Annotated in this window: 27 protein-coding genes; 16 read left to right on the forward strand and 11 right to left on the reverse strand. The window is 71.6% G+C overall.

The window, feature by feature from the left end; all coding sequences use genetic code 11:
- Window positions 1–94 precede the first annotated feature (94 nt).
- From Q9S36_RS17650 to araA, 3 genes are read left to right on the forward strand one after another with little or no spacing between them, the layout of a single operon-like run.
- The gene (locus Q9S36_RS17650) at window positions 95–790 is read left to right on the forward strand and encodes an L-ribulose-5-phosphate 4-epimerase (RefSeq protein ID WP_064002525.1); all 696 of its coding nucleotides are present in this window, start codon (window positions 95–97) and stop codon (window positions 788–790) included.
- Window positions 787–2,400 carry an FGGY-family carbohydrate kinase gene (locus Q9S36_RS17655; RefSeq protein WP_311286254.1) on the forward strand — a complete coding sequence of 538 codons (1,614 nt, stop codon included), beginning with the start codon at window positions 787–789 and terminating at the stop codon, window positions 2,398–2,400. Before Q9S36_RS17650 ends, Q9S36_RS17655 begins: the two co-directional genes overlap by 4 nt.
- On the forward strand, window positions 2,397–3,899 hold the full coding sequence (araA, locus tag Q9S36_RS17660) for an L-arabinose isomerase (RefSeq protein WP_311286255.1): 1,503 nt from the start codon (window positions 2,397–2,399) through the stop codon (window positions 3,897–3,899). Before Q9S36_RS17655 ends, araA begins: the two co-directional genes overlap by 4 nt.
- A 387-nt stretch (window positions 3,900–4,286) precedes the next feature.
- Here araA and Q9S36_RS17665 read toward each other — a convergent pair whose 3' ends face one another.
- The 4 genes from Q9S36_RS17665 to Q9S36_RS17680 form a co-directional block, all read right to left on the reverse strand.
- Window positions 4,287–4,826, reverse strand: coding sequence for a hypothetical protein (locus Q9S36_RS17665; protein ID WP_311286256.1), 540 nt, complete (start codon window positions 4,824–4,826; stop codon window positions 4,287–4,289).
- Complete coding sequence (locus tag Q9S36_RS17670) at window positions 4,826–5,236, reverse strand: DUF4383 domain-containing protein (protein ID WP_064002529.1); 411 nt, start codon at window positions 5,234–5,236, stop codon at window positions 4,826–4,828. The genes Q9S36_RS17665 and Q9S36_RS17670 overlap by 1 nt, the downstream gene beginning before the upstream one ends.
- A gap of 402 nt (window positions 5,237–5,638) precedes the next feature.
- Window positions 5,639–6,745: a glycerate kinase gene (locus Q9S36_RS17675; protein ID WP_311286257.1), complete on the reverse strand. Its 1,107-nt coding sequence runs from the start codon at window positions 6,743–6,745 to the stop codon at window positions 5,639–5,641.
- Complete coding sequence (locus Q9S36_RS17680; RefSeq protein ID WP_311286258.1) at window positions 6,742–7,785, reverse strand: LacI family DNA-binding transcriptional regulator; 1,044 nt, start codon at window positions 7,783–7,785, stop codon at window positions 6,742–6,744. The genes Q9S36_RS17675 and Q9S36_RS17680 overlap by 4 nt, the downstream gene beginning before the upstream one ends.
- Before the next feature lie 142 nt (window positions 7,786–7,927).
- Between Q9S36_RS17680 and Q9S36_RS17685 the strand changes: the two genes are divergently transcribed.
- From Q9S36_RS17685 to Q9S36_RS17705, 5 genes are read left to right on the forward strand one after another with little or no spacing between them, the layout of a single operon-like run.
- Window positions 7,928–8,371: a CrcB family protein gene (locus tag Q9S36_RS17685; protein ID WP_311286463.1), complete on the forward strand. Its 444-nt coding sequence runs from the start codon at window positions 7,928–7,930 to the stop codon at window positions 8,369–8,371.
- Window positions 8,368–8,751: a fluoride efflux transporter CrcB gene (gene crcB, locus Q9S36_RS17690; RefSeq protein ID WP_217532190.1), complete on the forward strand. Its 384-nt coding sequence runs from the start codon at window positions 8,368–8,370 to the stop codon at window positions 8,749–8,751. Before Q9S36_RS17685 ends, crcB begins: the two co-directional genes overlap by 4 nt.
- Before the next feature lie 58 nt (window positions 8,752–8,809).
- Window positions 8,810–10,129, forward strand: coding sequence for an MATE family efflux transporter (locus Q9S36_RS17695; RefSeq protein ID WP_311286259.1), 1,320 nt, complete (start codon window positions 8,810–8,812; stop codon window positions 10,127–10,129).
- A 28-nt stretch (window positions 10,130–10,157) separates the two neighbouring features.
- The gene (locus Q9S36_RS17700; RefSeq protein ID WP_311286260.1) at window positions 10,158–11,582 is read left to right on the forward strand and encodes an ATP-binding protein; all 1,425 of its coding nucleotides are present in this window, start codon (window positions 10,158–10,160) and stop codon (window positions 11,580–11,582) included.
- Window positions 11,582–11,992: a hypothetical protein gene (locus tag Q9S36_RS17705; protein ID WP_311286261.1), complete on the forward strand. Its 411-nt coding sequence runs from the start codon at window positions 11,582–11,584 to the stop codon at window positions 11,990–11,992. The genes Q9S36_RS17700 and Q9S36_RS17705 overlap by 1 nt, the downstream gene beginning before the upstream one ends.
- A 12-nt stretch (window positions 11,993–12,004) precedes the next feature.
- Here Q9S36_RS17705 and Q9S36_RS17710 read toward each other — a convergent pair whose 3' ends face one another.
- The gene (locus Q9S36_RS17710; protein WP_311286262.1) at window positions 12,005–12,646 is read right to left on the reverse strand and encodes an RNA methyltransferase; all 642 of its coding nucleotides are present in this window, start codon (window positions 12,644–12,646) and stop codon (window positions 12,005–12,007) included.
- Between the two features lie 219 nt (window positions 12,647–12,865).
- Here Q9S36_RS17710 and Q9S36_RS17715 point away from each other — a divergent pair, with 219 nt between their 5' ends.
- Both Q9S36_RS17715 and Q9S36_RS17720 read left to right on the forward strand, forming a co-directional pair.
- Entirely contained in the window at window positions 12,866–14,137 is a 1,272-nt protein-coding gene (locus Q9S36_RS17715) for an Nramp family divalent metal transporter (RefSeq protein WP_311286263.1), read from the forward strand.
- A 10-nt stretch (window positions 14,138–14,147) separates the two neighbouring features.
- Complete coding sequence (locus Q9S36_RS17720; protein ID WP_253035813.1) at window positions 14,148–14,792, forward strand: metal-dependent transcriptional regulator; 645 nt, start codon at window positions 14,148–14,150, stop codon at window positions 14,790–14,792.
- Window positions 14,793–14,923: 131 nt separating this feature from the next.
- On the opposite strand, the gene Q9S36_RS17725 is transcribed toward Q9S36_RS17720, so the two are convergent.
- The gene (locus Q9S36_RS17725) at window positions 14,924–15,877 is read right to left on the reverse strand and encodes an SDR family NAD(P)-dependent oxidoreductase (protein ID WP_253035812.1); all 954 of its coding nucleotides are present in this window, start codon (window positions 15,875–15,877) and stop codon (window positions 14,924–14,926) included.
- Between the two features lie 184 nt (window positions 15,878–16,061).
- Between Q9S36_RS17725 and Q9S36_RS17730 the strand changes: the two genes are divergently transcribed.
- The gene (locus Q9S36_RS17730) at window positions 16,062–16,208 is read left to right on the forward strand and encodes a hypothetical protein (RefSeq protein ID WP_311286264.1); all 147 of its coding nucleotides are present in this window, start codon (window positions 16,062–16,064) and stop codon (window positions 16,206–16,208) included.
- 17 nt (window positions 16,209–16,225) lie between these two features.
- Here the strand turns inward: Q9S36_RS17730 and pyrE are convergent, their stop codons facing one another.
- Entirely contained in the window at window positions 16,226–16,804 is a 579-nt protein-coding gene (pyrE, locus tag Q9S36_RS17735) for an orotate phosphoribosyltransferase (protein ID WP_253035811.1), read from the reverse strand.
- A gap of 52 nt (window positions 16,805–16,856) precedes the next feature.
- On the opposite strand from pyrE, the gene Q9S36_RS17740 reads away from it, so the two are divergent.
- The 3 genes from Q9S36_RS17740 (at window position 16,857) to Q9S36_RS17750 (ending at window position 19,687) form a co-directional block, all read left to right on the forward strand.
- Entirely contained in the window at window positions 16,857–17,696 is an 840-nt protein-coding gene (locus tag Q9S36_RS17740; RefSeq protein WP_311286265.1) for an exodeoxyribonuclease III, read from the forward strand.
- A gap of 63 nt (window positions 17,697–17,759) precedes the next feature.
- Entirely contained in the window at window positions 17,760–19,019 is a 1,260-nt protein-coding gene (locus Q9S36_RS17745) for a sensor histidine kinase (RefSeq protein ID WP_311286266.1), read from the forward strand.
- A complete protein-coding gene (locus Q9S36_RS17750) occupies window positions 19,016–19,687 on the forward strand; it encodes a response regulator transcription factor (RefSeq protein ID WP_311286268.1) in 672 nt (223 codons plus the stop codon). The genes Q9S36_RS17745 and Q9S36_RS17750 overlap by 4 nt, the downstream gene beginning before the upstream one ends.
- Window positions 19,688–19,932: 245 nt before the next feature.
- Here the strand turns inward: Q9S36_RS17750 and Q9S36_RS17755 are convergent, their stop codons facing one another.
- The 3 genes from Q9S36_RS17755 to Q9S36_RS17765 form a co-directional block, all read right to left on the reverse strand.
- Entirely contained in the window at window positions 19,933–20,340 is a 408-nt protein-coding gene (locus Q9S36_RS17755) for a DUF5956 family protein (RefSeq protein WP_311286269.1), read from the reverse strand.
- 20 nt (window positions 20,341–20,360) lie between these two features.
- The gene (locus tag Q9S36_RS17760; protein ID WP_311286270.1) at window positions 20,361–20,990 is read right to left on the reverse strand and encodes a hypothetical protein; all 630 of its coding nucleotides are present in this window, start codon (window positions 20,988–20,990) and stop codon (window positions 20,361–20,363) included.
- A 691-nt stretch (window positions 20,991–21,681) separates the two neighbouring features.
- Window positions 21,682–22,251 (reverse strand): NADPH-dependent FMN reductase, encoded by a 570-nt coding sequence (locus tag Q9S36_RS17765; RefSeq protein ID WP_311286271.1) that lies wholly within the window; start codon window positions 22,249–22,251, stop codon window positions 21,682–21,684.
- Between the two features lie 213 nt (window positions 22,252–22,464).
- On the opposite strand from Q9S36_RS17765, the gene Q9S36_RS17770 reads away from it, so the two are divergent.
- Entirely contained in the window at window positions 22,465–23,349 is an 885-nt protein-coding gene (locus Q9S36_RS17770) for an ATP-binding cassette domain-containing protein (RefSeq protein WP_311286272.1), read from the forward strand.
- Window positions 23,346–24,431 carry an ABC transporter permease gene (locus Q9S36_RS17775; RefSeq protein WP_311286273.1) on the forward strand — a complete coding sequence of 362 codons (1,086 nt, stop codon included), beginning with the start codon at window positions 23,346–23,348 and terminating at the stop codon, window positions 24,429–24,431. The genes Q9S36_RS17770 and Q9S36_RS17775 overlap by 4 nt, the downstream gene beginning before the upstream one ends.
- Before the next feature lie 42 nt (window positions 24,432–24,473).
- On the opposite strand, the gene rraA is transcribed toward Q9S36_RS17775, so the two are convergent.
- On the reverse strand, window positions 24,474–24,944 hold the full coding sequence (rraA, locus tag Q9S36_RS17780) for a ribonuclease E activity regulator RraA (protein WP_311286274.1): 471 nt from the start codon (window positions 24,942–24,944) through the stop codon (window positions 24,474–24,476).
- Window positions 24,945–25,020: the final 76 nt, after the last annotated feature.

Consider the following 25,020-nt stretch of genomic DNA (forward strand, 5'->3'; position numbering starts at 1 on the left):
GCGTGCGTTTTCTCCGCGGTTGGTGCCGGACCGGCGGCGAGAACCCGTCATCAGAGCGTGGCGGAATCGGGATGTTACCGATAACATCGACCCCATGACCGATCTCGATGAGGCGATCGCCGCCGTCCGCGCGGACGTCGCCGCCCTCCACGCCGAACTCGTCCGCTACGGCCTCGTCATCTGGACCGGAGGCAACGTCTCGGGCCGCGTCCCGGGCGCCGACCTCTTCGTCATCAAGCCGTCCGGCGTCTCGTACGACGACCTCGCGCCCGAGAACATGATTCTCTGCGACCTCGACGGCAACGTCGTGCCCGGCAGCCCCGGCAGCGACCGCTCGCCCTCGAGCGACACCGCCGCGCACGCCTACGTCTACCGCAACATGCCCGAGGTCGGCGGCGTCGTGCACACGCACTCCCCCTACGCCGTGGCCTGGGCCGCGCGCGGCGAGGAGATCCCCTGCGTCATCACCGGCATGGCCGACGAGTTCGGCGGCCCGATCCCGGTCGGACCGTTCGCGATCATCGGCGACGACTCGATCGGCCGCGGCATCGTCGAGACACTGAAGGGCCACCGCTCGCGCGCCGTCCTGATGCAGAACCACGGTCCGTTCACGATCGGCGTCAGCGCGAAGGATGCCGTCAAGGCCGCCGTCATGTGCGAGGACGCCGCCCGCACCGTGCACTTCGCCCGGCAGGGCGGGGAGCTGATCCCGATCCCGCAGGACAAGATCGACGCCCTCTACAACCGCTACCAGAACGTGTACGGCCAGAGCTCGGACGACCGCCGATGAGCGCCATCGCTGCCGGCCGCGGAGTGCTGGGCATCGAGCTCGGCTCGACCCGCATCAAGGCGTGCCTCGTCGATGCGAGCGACCCGACCACCGTGCTCGCCGTCGGCAGCCACGAGTGGGAGAACGCGCTCGAGGACGGCGTCTGGACCTACGCCGAGGACGCGATCTGGTCGGGTCTGCAGGCGGCCTACGCCGACCTCGTGACCGACGTCCGCCGCCAGGGCGCCGAGCTGACCGACCTCGCCGGCATCGGCGTCTCGGCGATGATGCACGGCTACCTCGCCTTAGACGAGGACGGCACCCTGCTCGTCCCGTTCCGCACGTGGCGAAACACCTCCACCGGCGCCGCCGCGGCGGAGCTGACCGACCTCTTGGGCGTCAACATCCCGCTGCGCTGGTCGATCGCCCACCTGCATCAGGCGATCCTCGACGACGAGGCGCACCTCGCCTCGCTCGCGAAGATCAACACCCTCGCCGGCTGGGTGCACGAGAAGCTCACCGGCCGCTTCGCGCTGGGTGTCGGCGACGCGTCGGGCATGTTCCCGATCGGCACCGACGGGCAGTACGACCGCGACCGCGTCGCCGCGTACGACGCGCACGCCGCCGCGTTCCTCGCCGGCCGCAGCCTCACGGACCTGCTGCCCGAGGTGCTCCCCGCGGGAGCGGATGCCGGGGCGCTCACTGCCGCAGGCGCCGCCCTGCTCGACCCGACCGGCACGCTCCGGCCCGGCGCGGTCGCTGCGCCCGCCGAGGGCGACGCCGGCACCGGCATGGTCGCCACGCACGCGGTCTCGCCGCGGACGGGCAACGTCAGCGCCGGCACGAGCATCTTTGCGATGGTGGTCCTCGAACGCCCGCTGGAGCGGGTCCACACCGAGATCGACCTCGTCACGACGCCCGCCGGCGACCCGGTCGCGATGGTGCACTGCAACAACGGCGCGAGCGAGCTGGCGTCGTTCGCGTCGCTGTTCGCGCGGTTCGCCGCGGCATCCGGTCAGGCGATGACGACGGATGCCGTCTACGAGACGCTCCTGCGCGAAGCGCTGACCGGCGCCGCGGATGCCGGTGGGGTGCTCGCGTACAACCTCCTGAGCGGCGAGCCGATCGCCGGGCTCGCCGAGGGTCGCCCGCTCGTGGTGCGCACCCCGGACGCGGACTTCTCGCTCGCCAACGTCATGCGCGCGCAGGTCTACGGCGTCTTCGCGACGCTCGCGATCGGCATGCAGACGCTCGCCGAGGAGGGTGTCGGGCTCGACGCGATGTTCGCGCACGGTGGCGTGTTCCGCACCGCCGGGGTCGCCCAGCGCTTCCTCGCCGGCGCGCTCGACGCGCCCGTCACGGTCGGCGACACGGCGGCCGAGGGCGGCGCGTGGGGCATGGCCGTGCTCGCCGCGTACGCCTCCGCGAAGACCGGCTCCGACCTGTCGACGTACCTCACCGACCACGTGTTCGCGGGGGCGGCATCCGTCACCGCCGACCCCGTCCCGGCCGACGTCGCCGGGTTCGCCGACTACCTCACCCGCTACCGCGCCGGACTCGCTGCCGAGGCCGCCGCCGTCACCGCACTGCCGCTGCGCGGCATCCGCTCATCGAACGAAGGAACAGCATGACCCTCTCCACCAGCCTCGAGCAGTACACCGTCTGGTTCGTCACCGGCAGCCAGAACCTCTACGGCGAGGAGACGCTGCGCCAGGTCGCCGAGCAGTCGCAGGCCGTCGCCGCGGGCCTCGCCGGCCTTCCGGTCACCGTCGAGTGGAGGCCCGTCCTGAAGGACTCGGACTCGATCAAGCGCCTCGCGCTCGACGCGAACGCCGACGACTCGGTCATCGGCGTCATCGCGTGGATGCACACGTTCAGCCCCGCGAAGATGTGGATCTCGGGCCTCGATGCGCTCCGCAAGCCGCTGCTGCACCTGCACACGCAGGCGAACGTCGAGCTGCCGTGGAACGACATCGACTTCGACTTCATGAACCTCAACCAGGCCGCCCACGGCGACCGCGAGTTCGGGTACATCCAGACGCGCCTGGGCGTGCCGCGCAAGACCGTCGTCGGCCACGTCTCGAACCCCATGGTCGTGCAGCAGATCGAGGACTGGCAGCGCGCCGCCGCGGGGTGGCAGGCCGTCAAGACCCTCAAGCTCGCCCGCTTCGGCGACAACATGCGCTACGTCGCCGTCACCGAGGGCGACAAGACCGAGGCCGAGCTGCAGTTCGGCGTGCAGGTCAACACGTGGGGTGTGAACGAGTTGGCGGATGCCGTGGCCCAGGCATCCGAGGCGCAGATCGACGCCCTCGTCGAGGAGTACGTCTCCTCGTACGACGTGGCCGACGAGCTGCTGCCGGGCGCGGAGCGGCACCAGTCGCTGCGCGACGGCGCCGCGATCGAGATCGGGCTGCGCTCGTTCCTCGAGGCCGGTGGCTTCGGCGCGTTCACGACGTCGTTCGAGGACCTCGGCGCACTGACGCAGCTGCCCGGTCTCGCCGTGCAGCGCCTCATGGCCGAGGGCTACGGCTTCGGCGCCGAGGGCGACTGGAAGACCGCGATCCTCGTGCGCGTCGCGAACGTCATGGGCTCAGGGCTGCCCGGCGGGGCGAGCCTTATGGAGGACTACACCTACGACCTGGTGCCCGGCAACGAGAGGATCCTCGGCGCGCACATGCTGGAGGTCTCGCCGTCGCTCACGACGTCGAAGCCGCGCCTCGAGGTGCACGAGCTCGGCATCGGCGGCAAGGCCGACCCCGTGCGCCTGGTCTTCACGGCGGACGCCGGACCCGCCCTCGTCGTGGCGATGAGCGACATGCGCGACCGGTTCCGACTCGTCGCGAACGTCGTCGAGAACGTCGACGCCCCCGACCTGCCCAAGCTGCCGGTCGGCCGCGCCGTGTGGAAGCCGGCGCCGGACTTCGCGACCTCGGCCTCGTGCTGGCTCGCGGCCGGTGCCGCGCACCATACCGTCATGACGACGGCCGTGGGCATCGAGGTCTTCCGGGACTTCGCCGAGATCGCCGGCACTGAACTGCTCGTCATCGACGAGGACACGACGGTGCGCGGCTTCCAGAAGGAGCTCCGCTGGAACCAGGCGTACTACCGCCTCGCCCGCGGGCTGTAACCCGCACGCGACGAGCGCCCCGGTGCCGTTGGCGCCGGGGCGTTTCGCGTGCGGCGGGTGTCACGCGATGCAATGGATGCTGCGCGACACGCCGCGGCATCCGCTCGGGCACCGGCGTGTCGCCGCGGATCTCTTGCATCCGCGAACGCGAGGGGTGGGTCGGGCGCGGCGGGGTGTCACGGGATGCAATGGATGCTGCGCGACACGCCGCGGCATCCGCTCAGGCACCGGCGTGTCACCGCGGATCTCTTGCATCCGTGAACGCGAGGGGTGGGTCGGGCGCGGCGGGGTGTCACGGGATGCAATGGATGCCGGGCGACACGCCGCGGCATCCGCTCAGGCACCGGCGTGTCGCGGCGGATCTCTTGCATCCGAGAACGGCGAGACTCAGTGCCCGCCGTGTCCGTGTAGGAAGACCTCGTTGACCTCGGCGCCGGGCGCATCGCTGCCGATGGGCGTCGCTGCGAGCGCGGGGGTCACGAGCCCTGCCAGCAGGAAGGCACCGACGATCAGGCCACCGACGCTCGTGCGGGCGGCGGTGCGAGCAGCGGGGTGCGACGGCCGTCGACCTGCGCGACGCATCGCGATCGCCGAGACGACGCCGACGGAAAGACCCAGCGCTGTGGAGACGACGACGGGATAGATGCTGGTCTGCGGGGGACCGATCACGAGCAGCGCGGTCACTGCGACGAGACCGGCGAGCGAGACTCCGACGCCCGCGGGCGGCGCAACCACGCGCCCCCGCATCAGCGCCGCGACGCCCCAGGCGATGGTCGCCGCCCCGACGGCGGCGAGCAGGACGCCGATGCCGCGGTCCGCGGCATCGGCGCCCTTCACGATCGCGCCCGCTCCCAGTCCGAGCTGCAAGAGCCCTGCGCCCCACGCGGCGAGCGCGGGCCACGAGCGGACCAGGCCGGACGGCGACATCAGACGGCCGCGCGAGGGGAGACCTGCTTGTCGGCGGCGATGCCGACGCCGAGCAGCACGAGCGCGCTCGCGAGGTGCAGGAAGTGGTCGGCCGTGTTCAGCGCCAGGATGTTCGCGGCGGTGCCCACGAGGAAGAAGCCGACGACGCCGAGCAGCAGGTAGGCGGCACCGACGACGATGTTCACGCCCTTGGCGGCGCGGACGTTCGACAGGCCGCCGATCAGCAGCGCCGCACCGATCAGGAGGTGCGCGACGTTGTGCAGCGGGTTCACCATGAAGATGCCGAGCAGCAGGCCACCATCGGTGGCGATGAAGTCGACGCCGCCGGTCACAGCGAAGCCGAGCAGCCCGACGAGGATGTAGACGGCGCCGAAGATGACGGCGACGAGGCGGTTGGGTGAGCTGGTCATGCGAGTGTCCCTCCGTTGGTGCGACGGATGCCGCGGCCCTGCAGACATGTGGTGCTGCAGATCATTCGGTGCGACGCCCCGAACGGATTGCGCACGGAGCGTCGCCGCCGACTGTAGGGACGGCGGACGAGGCCCCCGCAGGGGTTGTGAGCGACCTGAGCGACTGCTATGAGCGGGCTGAGAGGCGGTGAGACGTCCGCACCCCGTCCGCCCACACGACCTCGACCGCGTCATCCTCCACGCGGACGGACACCTCCGTCCGGACGGGCAGCCCGGCTCCCCGCAGGTCGAGGTCGACGACGGGCACCGCACTGCAGGCGCCGAGCGGCGTACGCGATCCAGTCCTCGCGGGACCACGCCCGCCGCCCCTGCTCCGCGTCGGCTGCCATGCGTGTGCCCCGTTCAGGCGCTCCGTGCCGCGAGGCGGCGCCCGGCCTCGGCCAGCCAGCGCGCCGGATCGGCCATCGACGCTGCCGCGCCACCGGCGAGGTCGGTGAGCGAGATCGTGCGCGCGAAACCGGTGGTGTCGGCGTCGGCGGCGATCCGCCCGGCGACGACCGCGACGGGCACCCCGTGCGCCACCGCGAGCCCCTGCACGAACGCGGGCACCTTGCCGGCGGCGGACTGCCCGTCGAACGAGCCCTCCCCCGTGACGACGAGGGATGCCGCGGCCACCGCACCGGCCAGGTCCACGAGGTCCGCGATGCGCTGCGCGCCGGGCACGAGGTCGGCACCCCACGCGGCGAGCGCGAACCCGGTGCCGCCCGCGGCCCCCGCTCCCGGCAGGAGCGGGTCGGCGGCCGGCACGCGCCGGGCGATGCAGGCTGCGTACCGCTCGAGCACGCCGTCGACGACCTCGACGTCGGCGGCGGTCAGCCCCTTCTGCGGTCCGAACACGGCCGCGGCGCCCGCGGGCCCGGTCAGCGGGTTCGTCACGTCGCTGAGCACCGTCACGCCACCGGGTGGCGGAGTGCGCAGGTGCGAGAAGTCGATCGCCGACACGGCCGCGAGCCCGCGCGCCCCGGCGGGGACATCGCGCCCGTCGGCGTCGACCATGCGCGCGCCGAGAGCGCGCAGCATCCCGCTCCCCCCGTCGGTCGAGGCGGACGAGCCGATGCCGAGGACGAGCCGCTCGACGCCCGCATCGAGGGCGGCGGCGATCGCCTGCCCGAACCCGGTCGTGTCCGCGTCCCACGGCAGGCGGACCTCGCCGAGGAGTTCGATGCCGCTCGTCGAGGCGAGCTCGACGACACCCGTGCCGTCCGGCAGCAGCAGCCACGCCGCGTCGACGAGCGTGCCGCGCGGGCCGCGCACGCGCACCGGGCGGCGCTGCGCTCCGGGCACGGCGGCGGCGAAGGCGTCGAGAGTCCCCTCGCCCCCGTCGGCCATGGGGCGCAGCACGATCTCGGCCGCGGGATCGACCTCGCGCCACCCGTCCGCGAGGGCGGCGGCTGCCGCGGCGGCGGGCAGCGAGCCCTTGAGACTGTCGAGGGCGACGACGACGCTCATGCGCGCGGCGGGGTGCTCTCGCGCAGCAGCACGTCGAGTCGCAGGTCGTCGGGATGCGGCTCCCACTCGGCGTCGGTCGCGGCGCGGAACGCCTGGTAGCCGACCTCTTCGAGGGGCACGTGCACCGTGGTGAGGGCGGGGGTCACGTCGCGTCCCGTCGGGATGTCGTCGAACCCCGCGAGGGCGATGTCGGCGCCCGCCGTGCGTCCCGCCGCGCGGATCGCCGTGAGGGCGCCGATCGCCACGACGTCGCTGATGCCGAACACGACCGTGCCGGTCTCGACGCCGTCCGCGAGCGCCCGGGTCATCGCCTCGTCACCCGCTTCGCGCGTGAAGCCGCCGCGGTACACGCGGGGTTCCTCGCCCCCGGCCGACGTGAAGCCGGCGCGGAAGCCGTCGAGGCGCGAATCGCTCGTGGCCGTGCCCTCTTCGGCCGCCAGGACGACGGCCCGGCGGTAGCCGCGCTCGACGAGCGCCCGCCCGAGGGCCTCGGCGCCCGCGCGGTTGTCGAAAATGAGCGAACGCACGCCGCCGGCCCCCGGACCGAGGGCGACGACCTGGCCGCCCATCGCGCCGAGCAGGTCCAGTTCGCGGGTGAGCTCGGGCGCCGGGCCCGCCGAGGTCCGGGACGCGGCGAGGATGAGCCCGCGGGGCCGCTGCCCGCGGAGCGCCCGCACGAGCCGCACCTCGCGCTCGGGGTCGCGCGCGGTGATCGCGACCGTCACCACGAGCCCGGCCTCGTCGGCACCGCGCGCGACGCCCGAGGCGATGAGCCCGAAGTAGGGGTCGGCGATGTCGGCGACGACCAGCGCGAGGATCGCCGACGTCCCCCGCGCGGTCGCCTGCGCCGAGAGGTTCGCGGTGTAGCCCAGCCGCGCCGCGGCGGCCTCGACGCGCTCGCGATAGGAGTCCGCGACCTTGCGCGTCGAGCCGTTGAGGGCGCGCGACGCCGTCGCGAGCGAGACGCCCGCCTCGCGCGCGACGTCGTCGAGGGTCACCGCGCCCGAGGGCCCGGGCCGACGCGGGGTGCGGTCGGTCATGGTGCGAAGTCTACGGGCGGCCGTCGGCCTGCTCGGCGCGGCCCGTCATCGACCACTGAGGGACGGTGAGACGGATGCCGGGACTATCGTGGACGCGATGATCACGCCCGGCCCCGCGCCCGATCCGCACGGCGAACTCCCGATGGACGGCGACATCGCCGGTGCCGCGCGACCGGTTCACCTCGCGTGGTCGTCGATCCTGCTCGTGCTCGTCGGCGGGACCGTCGGCACGGCGGCCCGCGAGGGACTGTCGCTCGCGATCCCCTCGGTCGGCGGCATCCCCGTCGCGATCCTCGCGATCAACATCGTCGGCGCACTCTTCCTCGGCGCACTCCTCGAGGCCCTCGCGCGACGCGGGCCCGACCTCGGTCGCCGCCGCGCGCTGCGCCTGCTCCTCGGCACGGGATTCGCGGGCGGATTCACGACGTACAGTGCGCTCGCCGTCGACAGCGGCCTGCTGCTGACCGGTGGCGACCCGACTGCCGGCATCCTGTACGCGCTCGGCACCGTCGTCGTCGGTGCGCTCGCGACCGTGGCCGGCATCGCGCTCGGCGCGGCCCGGCACCGCAGGGCCGTGACCCGATGACGCCACTCCTGTTCCTCGCAGTGTCTCTCGCCGGCGGTGTCGGCGCGGCTCTGCGCCTCGTGGTCGACGGCGCCGTGAAGGCGCGTGTTCGCACGGCGCTGCCCGTCGGCACGCTCCTCATCAACGTGGCCGGCTCGCTCGTGCTCGGCTTCGTGACCGAGCTCGCGCTGGCCGGCGTCGTCGACGACGTGTGGCGGCTCGTCATCGGCACCGGCCTGTGCGGCGGGTTCACGACGTTCAGTACGGCGAGCTTCGAGACGGTGCGCCTCGTGCAGGAGCGCCGGTACGCGCTCGGCGCGATGAACGCGGTCGGGATGCTGGTGCTCGCCGTCGGAGCGGGGCTGCTCGGCATCGCGCTCGGCCGACTCCTGATCGGCTGACGACCGCGATTCTGGCTGAGGGCGGGCTGCGTCGCCGCCCACCCCTAGGCTGAAAATCATGGCCGCGCAGACCCTGAACCGCGAGATCCTGCGCCTGGCCGTCCCCGCGCTGGGGGCGCTCGTGGCCGAGCCGATGTTCCTCATCGTGGATGCCGCCCTGATCGGCCACCTGGGTGTCGTGCCGCTCGCGGGGCTCGGGATCGCGAGCGCCGTGCTGCAGACGATCGTCGGACTGATGATCTTCCTCGCCTACTCGACGACGCCCGCCGTCGCGAGACGCTTCGGCGCGGGCGACAGTCGCAGCGCCGTCAGCGTCGGGATCGACGGGCTGTGGCTCGCCCTCGGGCTCGGGGCGCTGCTCGCCCTCGCCGGCTCGCTCGCGACACCGTGGCTCGTCGACCTCTTCGGTCCGACGCGCGACGTCGCCGAGCAGGCGGTGACCTACCTCGCCCTGTCGATGTGGGGCCTGCCCGCCATGCTCATCGTCTTCGCCGCGACGGGGCTGCTCCGCGGCATGCAGGACACGGTCACCCCGCTGTGGATCGCGGGCCTCGGGTTCGGCGCCAACGCGCTCCTGAACTGGCTGTTCATCTACGGGTTCGGGTGGGGCATCGCGGGGTCGGCCGCCGGCACGGTCGCCGCGCAGTGGGGCATGGTCGCCGCGTACGCCGTGGTCATCGGACGCCTCGCGCGGCGGCACTCGGCATCCGTCCTCCCTCAGCGTGAGGGCGTGCGCGGGTCGGCGCGGTCGGGCGGGTGGCTGTTCCTGCGGACGGTGTCGCTGCGTGCGGCGCTGCTCGCGACCGTCGGCGTCGCGACGGGTCTCGGCACCGACGAGCTGGCCGGGTGGCAGGTCGCGTTCACGATCTTCTCGACGGCGGCCTTCACCCTCGACGCGCTCGCGATCGCGGCGCAGGCGCTGATCGGCCGCGGGCTCGGTGCGCAGGACGAACCGTTCGTGCGCCGCGTGCTCGGCCGCACGGTCGCGTGGGGCGCCTGGTTCGGGGTCATCGTCGGCGCACTGATCGCGGGCCTGTCGGGGGTCATCGGTCTCGCGTTCACCGGCGATCCGGAGCTCGCCGCCCTCATCCAGCCGGCGCTCCTGGTCCTCGCCCTCGCGCAGCCGATCTGCGGCGTGGTCTTCGTGCTCGACGGCGTGCTCATGGGAGCCGGCGACGCGAAGTACCTCGCGATCGCCGGCGGCCTGAACCTCGTGCCGTACCTGCCGGTGCTGGTGATCCTGATCGCCGTGCACCCGGCCGGATCGGGCGGGCTCGCGTGGCTCGCGGTCTGCTTCTTCGGCGTCTACATGCTCGCGCGCCTCGTGACGCTGGGCTGGCGGGTGCGGCGGGCCGAATGGCTGACCGTCGCGGTGTGACGTCACCGCCGTCCCCTAGAGTGCGGGCATGGACCCGCGCGACGACGACTTCTTGAAGGACCTGCACCGCCTGGTGCAGCGGTTGAACCGGATGCCGGAGGCCGAGGACGCCCCGCTGACCCCGCTCGGCGAGCGGGTAGCCGACCACCTCGGCGCCGACCCGACCGCGCTCCCGATGGTGTCGGAGTCGGTTCCGCCGCACCGGCTCGTCGACCTCGACCTCGCCCTCGATGCCCTCGCCGGCGACGACGCGGAGGTGCTCGGCCTGCGCGGCGGGCAGCACCTGCGCCACGAGGAGTTCGCCGGTCTGCTCGCCTCGCCGTACGCCCGCATCCAGCCGGGACCGGTCGAGTACGTGTCGGTCCCGACCGGCCCCGACACGAGCCGGCAGACCAAGTCGACGGCGCTCCGCCTCTTCCGTGTCGACGGGATGCCGGTGGCCGCCCTGCAGCGCGCGGCCGACCCGCAGACAGGTCGCGAGACCGCGTCGCTCGACGTCGTGGCGGCGTCGCCCGCGGTCGGGTCGGGCCTGCTCGCGGAGGTGCGCCGACTGATGGCCGAGCTCAGTGTCGTCCGCGGCAACGTGGTGAGCTTCGCGCGCGGCGAGTTCGGGCACCACGGCATCGGCAAGATGACGTTCCTCGAGCGACCGACCGTCACCGCCGATCAGGTGATCCTGCCCGACGGGCTGCTCGACCGCATCCGTGCGCACGTCGTCGACATCGGCGGCAGGGCAGGCGACCTGCGTGCGCGAGGACAGCACCTCAAGCGCGGCGTGCTGCTGTACGGCCCTCCCGGCACGGGCAAGACCCTGACCATTCGCCACCTCATCCACGAGACGCCGGGCACGACGGTCGTGCTGCTGCAGGGCGCGGCGCTCGGACTGATCGGCGAGGCGGCGGCGCTCGCCCGGGCGATGAGCCCCGCGCTCGTCGTGCTCGAGGACGTCGACCTCGTCGCCGCCGACCGCGGCGACTTCGGTCTGCAGCCGCTGCTGTTCGAGGTGCTCGACGCACTCGACGGCCTCGACGGCGACGCCGATGTCGCATTCGTCCTCACCACGAACAGGGCCGAGATCCTCGAGCCGGCGCTGGCCGCCCGCCCCGGCCGCGTGGACCTCGCGCTCGAGATCCCCCTGCCCGACCTGCCCGCACGGCAGCAGCTGTTCCAGGTCTACGGCGGCGGCCTGCCGCTGTCGGCTGAGGCGCTCGCGACGGCCGCCGAGCGCGCCGAGGGGGTCACGGCATCCTTCGTCAAGGAGGTCATCCGCCGGGCGGTGCTGCGCGCCGTCAGCGACGACCGCGACGTGACCGACGACGACCTCGCCGTGGCGCTCGACGCGATGCTCGAGGACACCCGCGGCATCTCGCGCGTGCTGTTCGGCGGCGACGCGGCGGCCGACGCGCAGGCCACCGGCGGGCACGGGTCCGCGGAGTTCGGGATGTTCGGCTGATGCGCCGGCGGGGGTCGGTGCTCGCGGCGACCATCGTCGCCGTCGCCCTCGCCGGCTGCAGCGGCGGCGGCATCCTGGCAGGGGGCACGGCGCAAGGGGCGTGCGAGGCGCCGACGCTGACGGTGTCACCCGAGACGGCGGCGCCCGGCGAGACCGTCGCCGTGACCGGCGCGGGGTGGACCGTCTGCAACGACACTCCGAACGACCCCTCGGGGGAGGCGCCCTGGCGGGAGGTGACCGTCGAGCTGCGCCAGGACGGCGCATCCCGTGTGCTCGGCACCGCGCCGATCGAGGACGGCCGCCTCGACACGGAGGTCACCGTCCCCGCCGATGCACGACCCGGGTTCGCCCTGCTGGTCGTCGGCCGAACCGACGCCACCTACACCGTCGGCCTCACGATCGAGGACTGACCTGGCCGAGTATCAGGCGTAGCGCCGGCACCACTCGTACATGACGACCGCCGCGGCGGCCGAGGCGTTGATCGACCGGGTCGACCCGTACTGGGTGATCTCGACGACACCGGATGCCGCGGCGAGCGCCTCGGGCGACAGCCCAGGCCCCTCCTGGCCGAACAGCAGGACGCAGCGCTCGGGCAGGTCCGCGCGGTCGACCGGCACCGAGCCGTCGACGTTGTCGATCGCGAGGATCGGGAGCCCGGCGGCATCCGCCCAGGCGGCGAAGGCCGCGACGTCTTCGTGATGGCGGACGTGCTGATACCGGTCGGTCACCATGGCCCCGCGACGGTTCCAGCGCCGCTTGCCGATGATGTGCACCTCGGCCGCTCCGAACGCGTTGGCGCTGCGCACGATCGAGCCGATGTTCATGTCGTGCTGCCAGTTCTCGATCGCGACGTGGAACGGATGCCGCTTCTCGTCGAGGTCCGCCACGATCGCCGCCATGGTCCAGTAGCGGTAGCGGTCGATCACGTTGCGGCGGTCGCCGCCCGCGAGCAGGTCGCGGTCGTACCGCGGGTCGTCGGGCCAGGCGCCCGGGCCGCCCGGCCACGGACCGACGCCGACGGGGAGCTGCGCTTCCGCGTCTGACGGATCGGTCTGCTCGGGCACCGGTCCAGGCTAGCCGCGCGCGGCGCCGTGCGCCCCGTGCACCCGTTCGTCGCCGAATCACCAGCCGCGTGCCGAATCACCGTCGGAATGCGCGCATTCGAATGGTGACTCGGCAGCCGAGTGGTGATTCGGCCCAGGGGGGCGACACCGCACGCGCGCCGTGCCACGCGCGCAGCAGCACGAGCATCGCATCGCACCCGGTGCGCTAGATTTTTCGGCATGCCGAAAAATGGAGCGCCTGCAGGCACACGCACGCGTGCGGCCTGGCTGCTCGGCCCAGCACTGGTCGCCGGGGTCGCCTACCTCGACCCGGGCAACGTCGCGAGCAACATGACCGCGGGCGCCCGCTACGGCTACCTGCTCGTCTGGGTCGTCGTGCTCGGCAACGTCATGGCGTGGCTCATCCAGTACCTGTCGGCGAAGCTCGGCATCGTCACCGGGCAGAGCCTGCCCGAGGTCCTCGGCAGGCGCATCCGCAGCAACACGGCGCGCCGCGCCTACTGGCTGCAGGCCGAACTCGTCGCGATGGCCACCGACGTCGCCGAGATCATCGGCGGTGCCGTCGCGCTGTGGCTGCTGTTCGGCGTCCCCCTGCTGTGGGGCGGGCTCATCACCGGCGCGGTCTCGATCGCGCTGCTGCTGATCCAGTCCCGTCGCGGGGCGCGCAGCTTCGAGTTCGTCATCATCGGGCTCATGGCGATCATCGCCCTCGGCTTCACCTACGGCGTCTTCATCGGACCGCCCGAGTCCGCCGGCGTCGCCCGGGGCCTCCTCCCCCGGTTCGACGGCACCGACTCGGTGCTGCTGGCGGCATCCATCCTCGGGGCGACGATCATGCCGCACGCGATCTACGCGCACAGCTCGCTCGCCCGCGACCGCTTCCGTCCCGCCGAGGACCGCAAGAGGACGGATGCCGCAGCCGCCGACGCCGCGATCGACACCCGCCGCATCCTCCGCGCCACCCGGTGGGACGTGACGATCGCGCTCGCGATCGCCGGCACCGTGAACCTCTGCATCCTGCTGCTGGCGGCGGCGAACCTCGCCGGGGTCCCCGGCACCGACAGCCTCGAGGGCGCCTACGCGGCGCTGCAGGACGGCATCGGACCGGTCGTCGCGACGCTGTTCGCGGTCGGCCTGCTCGCGAGCGGACTGGCCAGCAGCGCGGTCGGCGCCTACGCCGGGGCGGAGATCATGCACGGGCTCCTGCGCGTCCGCATCCCGCTCCTCGCCCGCCGCCTCGTGACGCTCGTCCCCGCGCTCGCGATCCTCGCCCTCGGCGTCGACCCGACGTTCGCGCTGATCCTCAGCCAGGTGATCCTGAGCTTCGGCATCCCGTTCGCGCTCATCCCCCTCGTCGCGCTCACCGCGAAGCGCGACGTGCTCGGCGGCTACCGCAACCGAGTGTGGACGACGGCCGCGGGCATCCTGGCCTCGGTGTTCCTCGTGACGCTCAACGCCCTGCTGCTCTGGCTGACCCTCTTCGGCGGATAATCTGGGGTCCGTGCCCGCCTCCGTGTCCACGGTCGACGATTACCTGAAGACGATCTACCACCACACCGAGTGGCAGACCGATCCCGTCACCCCGTCGGTGCTCGCCGCCGAACTCGGACTCGCGCCGTCGTCGGTCACCGAGATGGTCAAGAAGCTCGCCGCGCAGGGCCTCGTGGCGCACCGCCCGTACGGACCGATCTCGCTGACGGATGCCGGGACCCGCCGCGCGACCGCGGTGATCCGCCGCCACCGCCTCATCGAGACGTGGCTCGTGCGCGAGTTCGGCTACGCATGGGACGAGGTGCACGACGAGGCCGAGGTGCTCGAGCACACGATCAGCGACCGCCTGCTGACGGGCATCGACGCGCGGCTCGGCCACCCGCGGTTCGACCCGCACGGCGACGCGATCCCGGGGCCCGACGGCAGTGTCGAGCGCGAGCCGTTCGTGCTGCTCGCCGAGGCGACGATCGGGCACACCGGCCGCGTGCTGCGCGTCTCGGACCGCGACCCCGCGCTCCTGCGCTCGCTCGAAGAGATCGGCATCGACGTCGGTCACACCCTGACGGCGACGGGGCGGGGCGCCGTGCAGATCGACGGCGGTCCGACGATCGAGTTGCCGCCGGCCGCAGCACAGGCGGTCTGGCTGACCGCCTGAGTCAGCGCGCTCTCGCCGGGAGCACCGCACGTCTGCACGACCGCCGGTGCTGCCGTCGTACCGCGCGCGGGTCCGGGTCCACTCCCGCCCCAAGCAGTCGTGCATCCGTCACCGCACCCGGCCGCGGAAGCTCAGCGCAGGCGCAGCCGCCGGCCCTTCAGGTACGGCCATTCGGTGCGTGTCGCGTGCTCGGCGTAGTGCCACATGCGGGCGCCGACGTCGGGGTCGATCGCGATCCGCGGCGCGCGCTCGAGCACCGGCGCCCCGGTGTACGTCCGCGCGGGACCCCAGTACTGGCCGCCCTCGGCGTCGGGGTCGACGAGCGCGCGCACCGGCGCCCACGCTCCTCGCTCCTTCGACTGCGCGACGGCGGCCTGCAGTCCGCCGAGCAGGCGCTTGCGTCGTGACGGCGCACTGACGCCGGGGATCCGTCGCGTCCGCCCGCCGAGCGAGTAGCCGGGATGCGCGACGAGGCTCTGGACGGGGACGGATGCCGCACGCAGCCGCCGGTCCGCTTCGAAACCGAGCGCCGCGGTGGCGACCTTCGACTGCACGTACGCCCGCCACGGCGTATAGTCGTCGACGAGTTCGGGGTCGATCGGGTCCCACGGGAAGAGCTTGGTCGCGATCGAGCCGAGCCAGACCATGCGGCCGCGGGCGGCGGCGAGCGCGGGCAGCACGGCACCGGCGAGCGCGTAGTGGCCGAGCGCGTTCGTGGCGATGACGAGCTCGTGCCCGTCGCGGGTCACCTCGCGCTCCTCCGGCGGGTGGACGATACCCGCGTTGAAGAGGGCGCCGTGCAGTCCGACGCGTCCGCGGACGGTTGCCGCGGCGGCGCGGACCGAGCCCAGATTGCTCGTGTCGAGCGCGAGGGTCTCGAGGTCGGCATCCGGCACGTGATCGAGGATCGCGGCCCGCGCGCGCGACAGCCGCGAGGGGTTCCGGGCCGTCATGACGACGTGGGCACCGGCCGCGGCGAGCTGCAGACAGCTGAAGAATCCGACACCCGTGTTCGAGCCGGTGACGAGGTAACGACGACCGCTCAGATCGGGGAGATCGTCCGGGTCCCAGTCATCGCGTGCCACATGCTCGACCCTACGCTCGGCACCTGTGCGCGGCATCCTCTTGCGCTCGGCGTTCCCACGGCGTGCCGAATCACCAGTCGCGTGCCGAGTCACCACTCGATTGCGCGCGTTTCGCTGGTGATTCGGCACCTCGGTGGTGATTCGGGTCGGACCCGGCCGGCGCGGCCCGTGCGAGAGTGGACGCATGAACGAGCTCGAGCAGAACCTGCTGTACAGCGTCGTCGGGCTGTCGCTGCTGACCTCGCTCGTGCTCATCGTCGTCCGCGGGTTCCGACGGCGCGGCGAGGACCGCCGCGGCCGCAAGCCGTGGGACGACATCGAACCCAAGTAGGGCTCGCGCCGGCGGGATCACTGCGGCTGCAGGCCCAGGTCGTCGAGGTCGATCGCGGCGAGCCAGGTGAGACCCGCGGCCTCAACCGCAGCCTGCGCTCCGGTCTTGCGGTCGACGATCACGGCCACCGCGACGGGCTCGGCGCCCTCGCGGCGCAGCGCCTCGACGGCCTTGAGCGCCGACTGACCGGTGGTCGAGGTGTCCTCGACGACGACGACGCGCTTGCCCGCGACATCCGCTCCTTCGACCTGACGACCGCGGCCGTGGTCCTTGGGCTCCTTGCGGACGACGAACGCGTCGAGCGGCGCGTCGGTGCGCGCGGATTCGTGCATGACGGCGTTCGCGATGGGGTCGGCGCCGAGGGTGAGCCCGCCGACCGCGACGATGCCGTCGACGTCGCGGATGAGGTCGAGCATGATGCGCCCGATGGCGGGCGCCGCGCGGTGGTCGAGCGTGAGCTTGCGCATGTCGACGTAGTAGGTCGCCTTCTTGCCGCTCGACAGGGTGAAGTCGCCGTGGAACACGGCCTCCTCCTGGATGAGCGAGATGAGGCTCTGGCGGTCGGCTTCGAGTGCGGGCGTGGAGGCGACGGTCACGGCTCCGAGTCTACGACCGGCGGCGTCGGACGCCCGATCTAGGCTGGGAACCATGCGGCTTGCCACCTGGAACGTCAACTCCATCCGCGCGCGCGTCGTGCGCACCGTCGAGTTCGCCGTGCGCGAGAACATCGACGTGCTCGCGATGCAGGAGATCAAGTGCAAGCCCGAGCAGTTCCCCTACGAGGCGTTCGAAGAGGCGGGCTACCACGTCGAGGCGCACGGCCTGAACCAGTGGAACGGCGTCGCGATCGCGAGTCGTGAGCCGATCACCGAGGTCGAGTACGCCTTCCCCGACATGCCGGGGTTCCTGAAGGGCCACGAGGGTCCGGATGCCCCGCAGGAGGCCCGCGCGCTCGGCGCGACGATCGACGGGGTCAAGGTGTGGAGCCTCTACGTCCCCAACGGCCGCGGTCTCGACGACCCGCACTTCGCGTACAAACTGCACTGGCTCGAGGCGCTCCGCGCCTACACGCAGTCGACGCTCGCCGCGCAGCCCAGCCTGCCGCTGGCCCTCGTCGGCGACTTCAACATCGCCCCGACCGACGCCGACAACGGCGACCCGACGGTCGTCGAGGGCGTGACGACGCACGTCTCGCCCGAGGAGCGCGCCGCCTTCCAGTCCCTGCTCGACGCCGGCCTCACCGACACGGTCCGCCCGCTCGTCCCGACCGGCTACACCTACTGGGACTACAAGCAGCTGCGCTTCCCCCGCAACGAGGGCCTGCGCATCGACTTCATCCTCGGTTCGGCGGCCTTCGCCGACGGTGTCGTCGGGGCATCCATCCACCGCGACGAGCGCAAGGGCGAGATCCCCAGCGACCACGTCCCGGTGGTCGTCGACCTCGACCTCGACGGCGAGGACGACGACGATCGTCCGATGATCTTCTGACGCCGAAGGCTCTCCCCCGCAGGACGGATGCCGCGCCGCATCCGCCCCTCTAGCGTGGAAGGCATGTCCGACTCGACGCTCCGCCGCGCCGTCACCCCCGCCGAACGGCGTCACGACGCCTGGCTCGCCGCCGGGATGCTGGTCGCCGGCCTGATCAGCACCGCCCTCGGCACGGTCTCGAACATCTACGGCGGCAACGGCCCGGCTCTGCACTGGGGGCTGCTCTACGCCGCGGCGGTCACGGTTCCCCTCGCCCTGCGACGTCGGTTCCCCGGCACGGTGCTGGTCGTCGTGTCCGCGGCCTTCTTCGTGGGCATGTCGGCGGGCATCCCCGAGGTGTACGTCGGCAACGTCTCGCTGTTCATCGCGATGTACACGGTGGGCGCCTGGGTCGCCGACCGGCGCCGCGCGGCGCTCGTGCGCATCCTGCTGATCGTCGCGATGTTCGTGTGGCTGCTCATCACGATGTTCCAGTCGGCGGCATCCGACGACGGACTCTCGCAGCAGGGGCCGTTCTCGCCCTTCGCGGCTTTCGCGCTGATCCAGTTCCTCGTCAACGTGGCCTTCTTCGGCGGCGCCTACCTGTTCGGCGAGCGCGCCTACACGGGTGCGATGGAGCGCGCGGCGCTCGAGCAGCGCACCGCCGAGCTCGAACGCGAGCGCGAACGGACGGCGGCACAGGCCGTCGCCCTCGACCGCGTGCGCATCGCGCGCGAGCTGCACGACGTCGTCGCCCACCACGTCTCGGCGATGGGGGTGCAGGCGGGTGCCGCGCGGACGGTGTTCGAGCAGAACCCGGATGCCGCGCGCACCGCGCTCACCGGCATCGAGTCCTCTGCGCGCGAGGCGCTGACCGAACTGCGCCAGCTGCTCGAGACGCTGCGGACGCCCGACACCGACGCATCCGACACCGACGCGCTCGGCGGGTCGACGCTGCGCCTCGACGCGCTGCCGGCGCTCGTCGCCCACGCGAACGAGAACGGCCTGCCGACGACGCTGTCGGTCGTCGGCGACGCGGTGCCGACCTCCGACCTCGTGCAGGTGAACCTTTACCGCATCGCGCAGGAGGCGCTGACGAACGCCCGCCGTCACGGCGGCCCCGGCGCGACCGCCGACGTGCGCCTGCGCTACGCCGACGACGCCGTCGAACTCGAGGTCTCGAACACCGGACGCGCGCCGATCTCCGGACGAGCGGGCCTCGGCCTGGTCGGGATGCGCGAGCGCGCCGTTTCTTCCGGAGGAACGCTCGAGGCGCGCGCCCGCGACCGGGGCGGCTTCCTCGTGCGGGCGCGCATGCCGCTGACGCAGGCGGTGCCGGCATGATCCGCGTGCTGCTGGTCGACGACCACGCCGTCATGCGCACCGGGTTCCGCATGATCCTCGAGGCCGCGGGCGACATCGAGGTCGTCGGCGAGGCAGGCGACGGCCGCGCCGCCGTCGCGGCCGCGCGGGAGCTACGGCCCGACGTGATCTGCATGGACGTGCAGATGCCCGACATGGACGGCCTCGAGGCGACGCGGCGGATCGTGGCGAATGCCGAGGTCGCGGCATCCGTCGTCATCGTGACGACCTTCGACCGCGACGACTACCTCTTCCAGGCGCTGTCGGCGGGGGCGAGCGGGTTCCTGCTCAAGAACGCCGGCCCCGAGGAGCTCACGAACGCCGTGCGCGTCGCGCACTCGGGTGATGCGCTGCTCGCGCCGTCGGTGACGCGTCGGGTGATCGAGCGGTTCGCGCAGGCGGAGTCGGCACCGGCGGCATCCCTCCCCCGGACGACGGATGCCGCGCCCGCCCTGCCGGTGGAGCTCACCGAACGCGAGGCCGAGGTGTTGCGCCTGCTCGCGCGTGCGATGAGCAACGGCGAGATCGCGCAGGAGCTCTACATCGGCGAGGCGACGGTCAAGACGCACGTGTCGAACGTGCTGCAGAAGCTCGGCGCCCGCGACCGCGTCGCTGCCGTGGTCTGGGCCTACCGGCACGGCCTGGCCTGATCACGGCCTTATCGTCCTCGCAAGTCCGCGCGCCGCATGGCCGCCTGGTGGCGTGAAATCCGTCCCATCCTTCACCTGGGGCCCGCTCATCCTCCGCGGATACTACGAGGGATGTGATTTCGTACGTTGGCCGGCCGTCCCTAACCGGGTCGCCAAGCGTGATCGGCCGATCCAAGCGTCAGGGACCGTCGCCCGCAGTCCCGTCGGCTGGCCCGCGCCGGGTGGCGGGGCCCACGACCCCGTGTTCAGTCGAGCGGCCCGAGCAACTCCTCCAGTGCGGTTCGAACGTCTGCCACCACCTCTCGTGCGTTCGAAGCACTCTGAGTGCGCACTCGGTCACCGTTGACGGCGTCCCAGAGGTCGGCTTCCGTCACGCCAGCGGGTAGGTGCAGCCGCCATTCGTCGGTTGCTGGCGGAGCGGGGATACCTGCCAACCAGAGGAACGCAGCGAGATCGCTCTGGACTTCTTTCGCCTCCTCGTCCACAGCTTCTCGAACGAGTTGCGGGCCACCGTCAACTCGCTCCCGGACGGAGATTACACGCCGTGGAATTCGCTGCACGTGGCGGGGACCGGCGACGTATGCAATGAGCGCACTTCGCCGATCCGGGCCGAGGACGACAACGTTTCCTCGACCCAGGGGTGCGATCGGCATGGCCGACCAACGGTCGTCACTCAATCGAACTCGCAATTCCCAGATCCTGTCGGACAGACGAACTTGACCCCCGCGAGACTCGGCATCGCCAAGACCGGACCCCCGTCCGGACGAACTCGCCCGGTCACGAGGTCATAGTACGTGCCCTTCTCGGTCAGTTTGTTCCCATAGACAATCGGCCCATTCCAAGCTTTCGAAGAAAGGCGAACCTGGCCATCTTGGTTGTCCGCGTAGTGCGCGCCGCATCCCCAGCCGTTACCCACGTGCTGGCAGTCCACCTTCAGGTTGGTGAATGTCAGACTCGGCCCGCTATCCTTGTAAAGCTGCACCTGCGCCTGGGATTGCCGACCGTTGAGGTTGGTGTGAATCACGATGTCGAACGAGCCCGACACTCCGTCGGAGTTGCCGTAGACCACGTTCCCCTTCGCTTTCGCTTTGTAATCCGAAGTGATGGACGTGCATCGTGAGTTGGGTTCGCACCAATAGTCGTTGCTAGGGGCCGACGCCGCCATCACAGCTGCATCTGATTTCCCTATCCCGCTCAACTCGACCGTACCGCTCGGGACGATTTCCTCGCTGACCACCGATGTATGGCCAGCGACCTCGTCCCCGAGCGCGATCCCGTCCTCGCTCACTTCGAAGTAGTTCAACGTGCCATCCATGCAAGTCCAGTTCTCGATAGATCTATCGAGAGCCTCTTCAACACAGACGTCCTCTGCAGAAGCACTGGCCACCGCAGGGCTAGTCAACGCGAAGACCGAGACGAAGACAAGAATGACGATTGGAACGCCGGCCGCCGCCCTCAGAATTCGGCGCGACACAACACCACTTCGCATGATGACCCCCAGTTCCTAGAGGTGGTTCATGCGACCTAGGAGGCGACCTTACTTGCCGCTGCGCGACAAATCTGTAGGACATTAGGAGGACAGCGGGTGAGGAGCGATGGCCAAAGCAATCCAGCGCGTTGATCGCTTTTGCGCCATGTACGGCGCCGCTGCGTCCCCCCGTCCACCGTCACCTGCGTGTGGGGGTCCGACCGGCTGCGATCTGGCGTGAGTCAGTCGGACCGGCCCGCTTGACGGCCGGGTACGCGATGCGTCGCTCGTTCGACCGAGAGCGAGCGGGCGGAACGACTAGCTGAAGCAGCGGTCTCCCGGCTGGCCGGGCCTTCGGAACGTCAGCGACCGGTCGCAGTCGACGAAGGAGGCCCCCGCTGCAGCCCATGGCCTCCTCGTCGGCCGTTGCTGGATCCTGCCGTTAGAACCGCTGAGACCCCCGCCGCCCCGCACGCGGAACGGCCCCGCCCGAGTCGGGGCGGGGCCGTTCCAGCCGTGACGCGGGTCAGACGCCCGCGGGGACCTTGGCGTAGCGGTCGATCAGGTCGCCGAACGCCTCGAGGTAGCCGGTCAGGAAGCCGGCGGTCTCGTCGCTGGTGACCTCGCCGTCCTCGCCGAACAGGCCGGGCGTGCTCTGCACGTAGCCTTCGGGCTGGCCGAGCGTGGGGGCGTTGAAGTGGCTGAGGATCGCCTTCAGGTGCTGCTGCGCGGCGGCGGTGGCGATGCCGCTGCCCGAGGTGCCGATGACGGCGGTGGGCTTGAGGTTGAACGCGTTCTGGCCGTAGGGGCGGGCGGCCCAGTCGAGCGCGTTCTTCAGCACGCCCGGGATCGAGCGGCTGTACTCGGGGGTCACGATGATGACGCCATCGACGTCCGCGATCGCCTGCTTGAAGTCGACGGCGACCTGCGGGAAGTCCGCGTCGTGGTCGACCGAGTAGAACGGCAGGTCCTTGATCGGGATCTCGACCAACGTGGTGCCCTCGGGTGCGAGGCGCTCGAGCGCCTTGGCGAGGCGGCGGTTGATCGACGTCGACGAGATGCTGCCGACGATGTAGCCGATGGTGCGGTTCGTCATGGGTCCTCCAAAAGAGTCGAAACGGATGCCGTTCGGCACCGTGGAGTCCAACGGGACCCCCGGCATCCCTATTCCTGTGAATGCAATAAGACGTCACGCTCCCCCTCGCGGCGGGGATCCCGGATCACCCGCCGGAGGGAGTCCCCCGGCTTCCGATCTTCCTAACGTGGGACACGTGCCACCGCCGGTGGCCCAGGATCACAGGAGGAACGGATGCTGCAGCTACGCGGGATCACCAAGAGCTACGGCTCGCGGCGGGTGCTCGACGACGTCGCGTTCGACGTCGCCCCCGGCCGCCTGACCGGGTTCGTCGGCGGCAACGGCGCCGGCAAGACCACCACGATGCGCATCATGCTCGGCGTGCTGGGCCGCGACAGCGGCGAGGTCACGCTGAACGGCGCGCCCGTCACGACCGCCGACCGCCGCCGCTTCGGGTACATGCCCGAGGAGCGCGGCCTGTACCCGAAGATGAAGGTGCTCGATCACATCGTCTACCTCGCCCGCCTGCACGGGTTCTCGAAGGCGGATGCCACGACCCGCGCGACCGCGCTGCTCCAGGAACTGGGGCTCGGGGAGCGCCTGGACGACAACGTCGAGACGCTCTCGCTCGGCAACCAGCAGCGCGCCCAGATCGCCGCGGCGCTCGTGCACGACCCCGAGGTGCTCATCCTCGACGAGCCGTTCTCGGGCCTCGACCCGCTCGCGGTCGACGTCGTGGCCGAGGTCCTGCAGACCCGCGCCGCGCAGGGCGTCTCGGTGCTCTTCTCGTCGCACCAGCTCGACGTCGTCGAGCGCCTGTGCGACGACCTCGTCATCATCGCCGGCGGCACGATCCGCGCGGCTGGCACCCGCGACGGCCTGCGCGCCGAGCACGCCTCGCGGCGCTTCGAACTCGTCTCGGCCACCGACGCCGGCTGGCTGCGCGACGAGCAGGGCGTCGAGGTCGTCGACTTCGACGGCGGATACGCGGTGTTCGAGGCCGACTCGGACGAGACCGTCCAGCGCGTCCTGCAGCGCGCCGTCACCCACGGCGCCGTCACGAGCTTCGCCCCCCGCCGCCCCACCCTCGCCCAGATCTTCACGGAGGTCATCCAGTGAACACGTCACCGTCCTTCGGCCAGAGCGTCTGGCTCGTCACCGAGCGGGAGATCGGCTCGAAGCTGCGCTCGAAGTCCTTCATCATCTCGACCGTCGTCATGTTCGTGATCGTGCTGGCCGCGGTCCTCTGGGCCGGCTTCACGGCGCAGAGCGACAACCGCACCCCGATCGCGGTGACCGCCGAGACGGCGTCCGTCATCGCCGACCCCGACGCCTTCGACGTGACGGATGCCGCGACCGCCGACGAGGCACGCGAACTCGTCCGCGACGGCGAGGTCGACGCCGCCGTCATCCCGGGCGGCGTAGAGCCCCTCGACTACACCGTGGTGTTCGACGAGCAGGTCTCCAACAGCCTGCTGCAGCAGCTGAGCATCGCGCCCGAGGTCGAGATCCTCGAACCCGCGAGCACCGACGGGTTCCTGCGCTACATCATCGCGATCGCGTTCGGCGGCGTCTTCTTCGCCGCGGCGCTCACCTTCGGCACGACCATCGCGACGAGCGTCGTCGAGGAGAAGCAGACCCGCGTGGTCGAGCTCCTCATCTCGGCGATCCCGACCCGCGCGCTCCTGGCCGGCAAGGTGCTCGGTAACACGGTGCTCGCGATGGGGCAGATCGTCGGTATCGCCGCGGTCGCGATCATCGGCCTGACGGTGACCGGTCAGGACTTCCTCATCGCGGGGCTCGGCGGTCCGATCGCGTGGTTCGCGGTGTTCTTCCTCTTCGGGTTCGTCCTGCTGGCCGCGCTGTTCGCCGCGGCGGGCGCGATGGTCTCGCGACAGGAGGACATCGGACCGACGATCACGCCGCTCACCTACATCGTGATGGCGCCGTACCTCCTCGTCATCTTCTTCAACGACAACCCCGTCGTGCTGACGATCATGTCGTACGTGCCGTTCTCGGCCCCGGTGGGGATGCCGGTGCGCATCTTCGTCGGCGAGGCGCAGTGGTGGGAGCCCCTGCTCGCGCTGGCCGTCATGCTCGCCGCGTGCATCGGGGCGATCCTCCTCGGCGCGAAGATCTACGAGAACTCGCTCCTGCGCATGGGAGCGCGCGTCAAGCTGCGCGAGGCTCTGCAGCGCTGAGCCCGGGCGCGGTCGCGGCCACTCTGGCCGTCGGCCGCGCTCTCAGGCGCGGGTGAGGAGGATGCCGTCGCGATCGGCCCAGAGGTGGGCGCCGGGGACGACGATCACTCCGCCGATCTCGACCGGCACGTCGACCTCGCCCGCGCCATCCTTCGCGCTCTTGCGCGGATTCGAGCCGAGCGCCTTGACCCCCAGAGGCAGGTCCGCGATCGCGTCGCGGTCGCGAATCGCGCCGACGATGATCACCCCTGCCCAGCCGTTCTCGACAGCGGATGCCGCGATCAGATCGCCCATCAGGGCCGACTCGAGCGACCCGCCGCCGTCGACGACGAGCACCGCGCCGTCTCCCGGGGTGCCGAGCACGGTTTTCACGAGCCCGTTGTCCCGGTGGCAGCGGATGGTCCGCACCGGACCGTCGAAGGCGGCATGACCGCCGAGGTCGAGGAACTGCACCGAGATCGAGTCGAGCTCGTCGCCGCGCTCGTCGTAGAGGTCTGCCGTCGCGATGGTCATATCTGCACGCTACGGCGGGGGCGCGGCATCCGCTCGGCATCCGGGGGACGAAGAACGGCTCGTCTTCACGTCTTCG

The organism is Microbacterium sp. ARD31 (assembly GCF_031844425.1).

Bases quoted from the DNA above. Each gene is read 5' to 3' on its own strand.
- Q9S36_RS17650 (WP_064002525.1), top strand. From the start codon at position 95: ATGACCGATCTCGATGAGGCGATCGCCGCCGTCCGCGCGGACGTCGCC.
- Q9S36_RS17655 (WP_311286254.1), top strand. From the start codon at position 787: ATGAGCGCCATCGCTGCCGGCCGCGGAGTGCTGGGCATCGAGCTCGGC.
- araA (WP_311286255.1), top strand. From the start codon at position 2,397: ATGACCCTCTCCACCAGCCTCGAGCAGTACACCGTCTGGTTCGTCACC.
- Q9S36_RS17665 (WP_311286256.1), bottom strand. From the start codon at position 4,826: ATGTCGCCGTCCGGCCTGGTCCGCTCGTGGCCCGCGCTCGCCGCGTGG.
- Q9S36_RS17670 (WP_064002529.1), bottom strand. From the start codon at position 5,236: ATGACCAGCTCACCCAACCGCCTCGTCGCCGTCATCTTCGGCGCCGTC.
- Q9S36_RS17675 (WP_311286257.1), bottom strand. From the start codon at position 6,745: ATGAGCGTCGTCGTCGCCCTCGACAGTCTCAAGGGCTCGCTGCCCGCC.
- Q9S36_RS17680 (WP_311286258.1), bottom strand. From the start codon at position 7,785: ATGACCGACCGCACCCCGCGTCGGCCCGGGCCCTCGGGCGCGGTGACC.
- Q9S36_RS17685 (WP_311286463.1), top strand. From the start codon at position 7,928: ATGGACGGCGACATCGCCGGTGCCGCGCGACCGGTTCACCTCGCGTGG.
- crcB (WP_217532190.1), top strand. From the start codon at position 8,368: ATGACGCCACTCCTGTTCCTCGCAGTGTCTCTCGCCGGCGGTGTCGGC.
- Q9S36_RS17695 (WP_311286259.1), top strand. From the start codon at position 8,810: ATGGCCGCGCAGACCCTGAACCGCGAGATCCTGCGCCTGGCCGTCCCC.
- Q9S36_RS17700 (WP_311286260.1), top strand. From the start codon at position 10,158: ATGGACCCGCGCGACGACGACTTCTTGAAGGACCTGCACCGCCTGGTG.
- Q9S36_RS17705 (WP_311286261.1), top strand. From the start codon at position 11,582: ATGCGCCGGCGGGGGTCGGTGCTCGCGGCGACCATCGTCGCCGTCGCC.
- Q9S36_RS17715 (WP_311286263.1), top strand. From the start codon at position 12,866: ATGCCGAAAAATGGAGCGCCTGCAGGCACACGCACGCGTGCGGCCTGG.
- Q9S36_RS17730 (WP_311286264.1), top strand. From the start codon at position 16,062: ATGAACGAGCTCGAGCAGAACCTGCTGTACAGCGTCGTCGGGCTGTCG.
- Q9S36_RS17740 (WP_311286265.1), top strand. From the start codon at position 16,857: ATGCGGCTTGCCACCTGGAACGTCAACTCCATCCGCGCGCGCGTCGTG.
- Q9S36_RS17745 (WP_311286266.1), top strand. From the start codon at position 17,760: ATGTCCGACTCGACGCTCCGCCGCGCCGTCACCCCCGCCGAACGGCGT.
- Q9S36_RS17750 (WP_311286268.1), top strand. From the start codon at position 19,016: ATGATCCGCGTGCTGCTGGTCGACGACCACGCCGTCATGCGCACCGGG.
- Q9S36_RS17755 (WP_311286269.1), bottom strand. From the start codon at position 20,340: ATGCCGATCGCACCCCTGGGTCGAGGAAACGTTGTCGTCCTCGGCCCG.
- Q9S36_RS17765 (WP_311286271.1), bottom strand. From the start codon at position 22,251: ATGACGAACCGCACCATCGGCTACATCGTCGGCAGCATCTCGTCGACG.
- Q9S36_RS17770 (WP_311286272.1), top strand. From the start codon at position 22,465: ATGCTGCAGCTACGCGGGATCACCAAGAGCTACGGCTCGCGGCGGGTG.
- rraA (WP_311286274.1), bottom strand. From the start codon at position 24,944: ATGACCATCGCGACGGCAGACCTCTACGACGAGCGCGGCGACGAGCTC.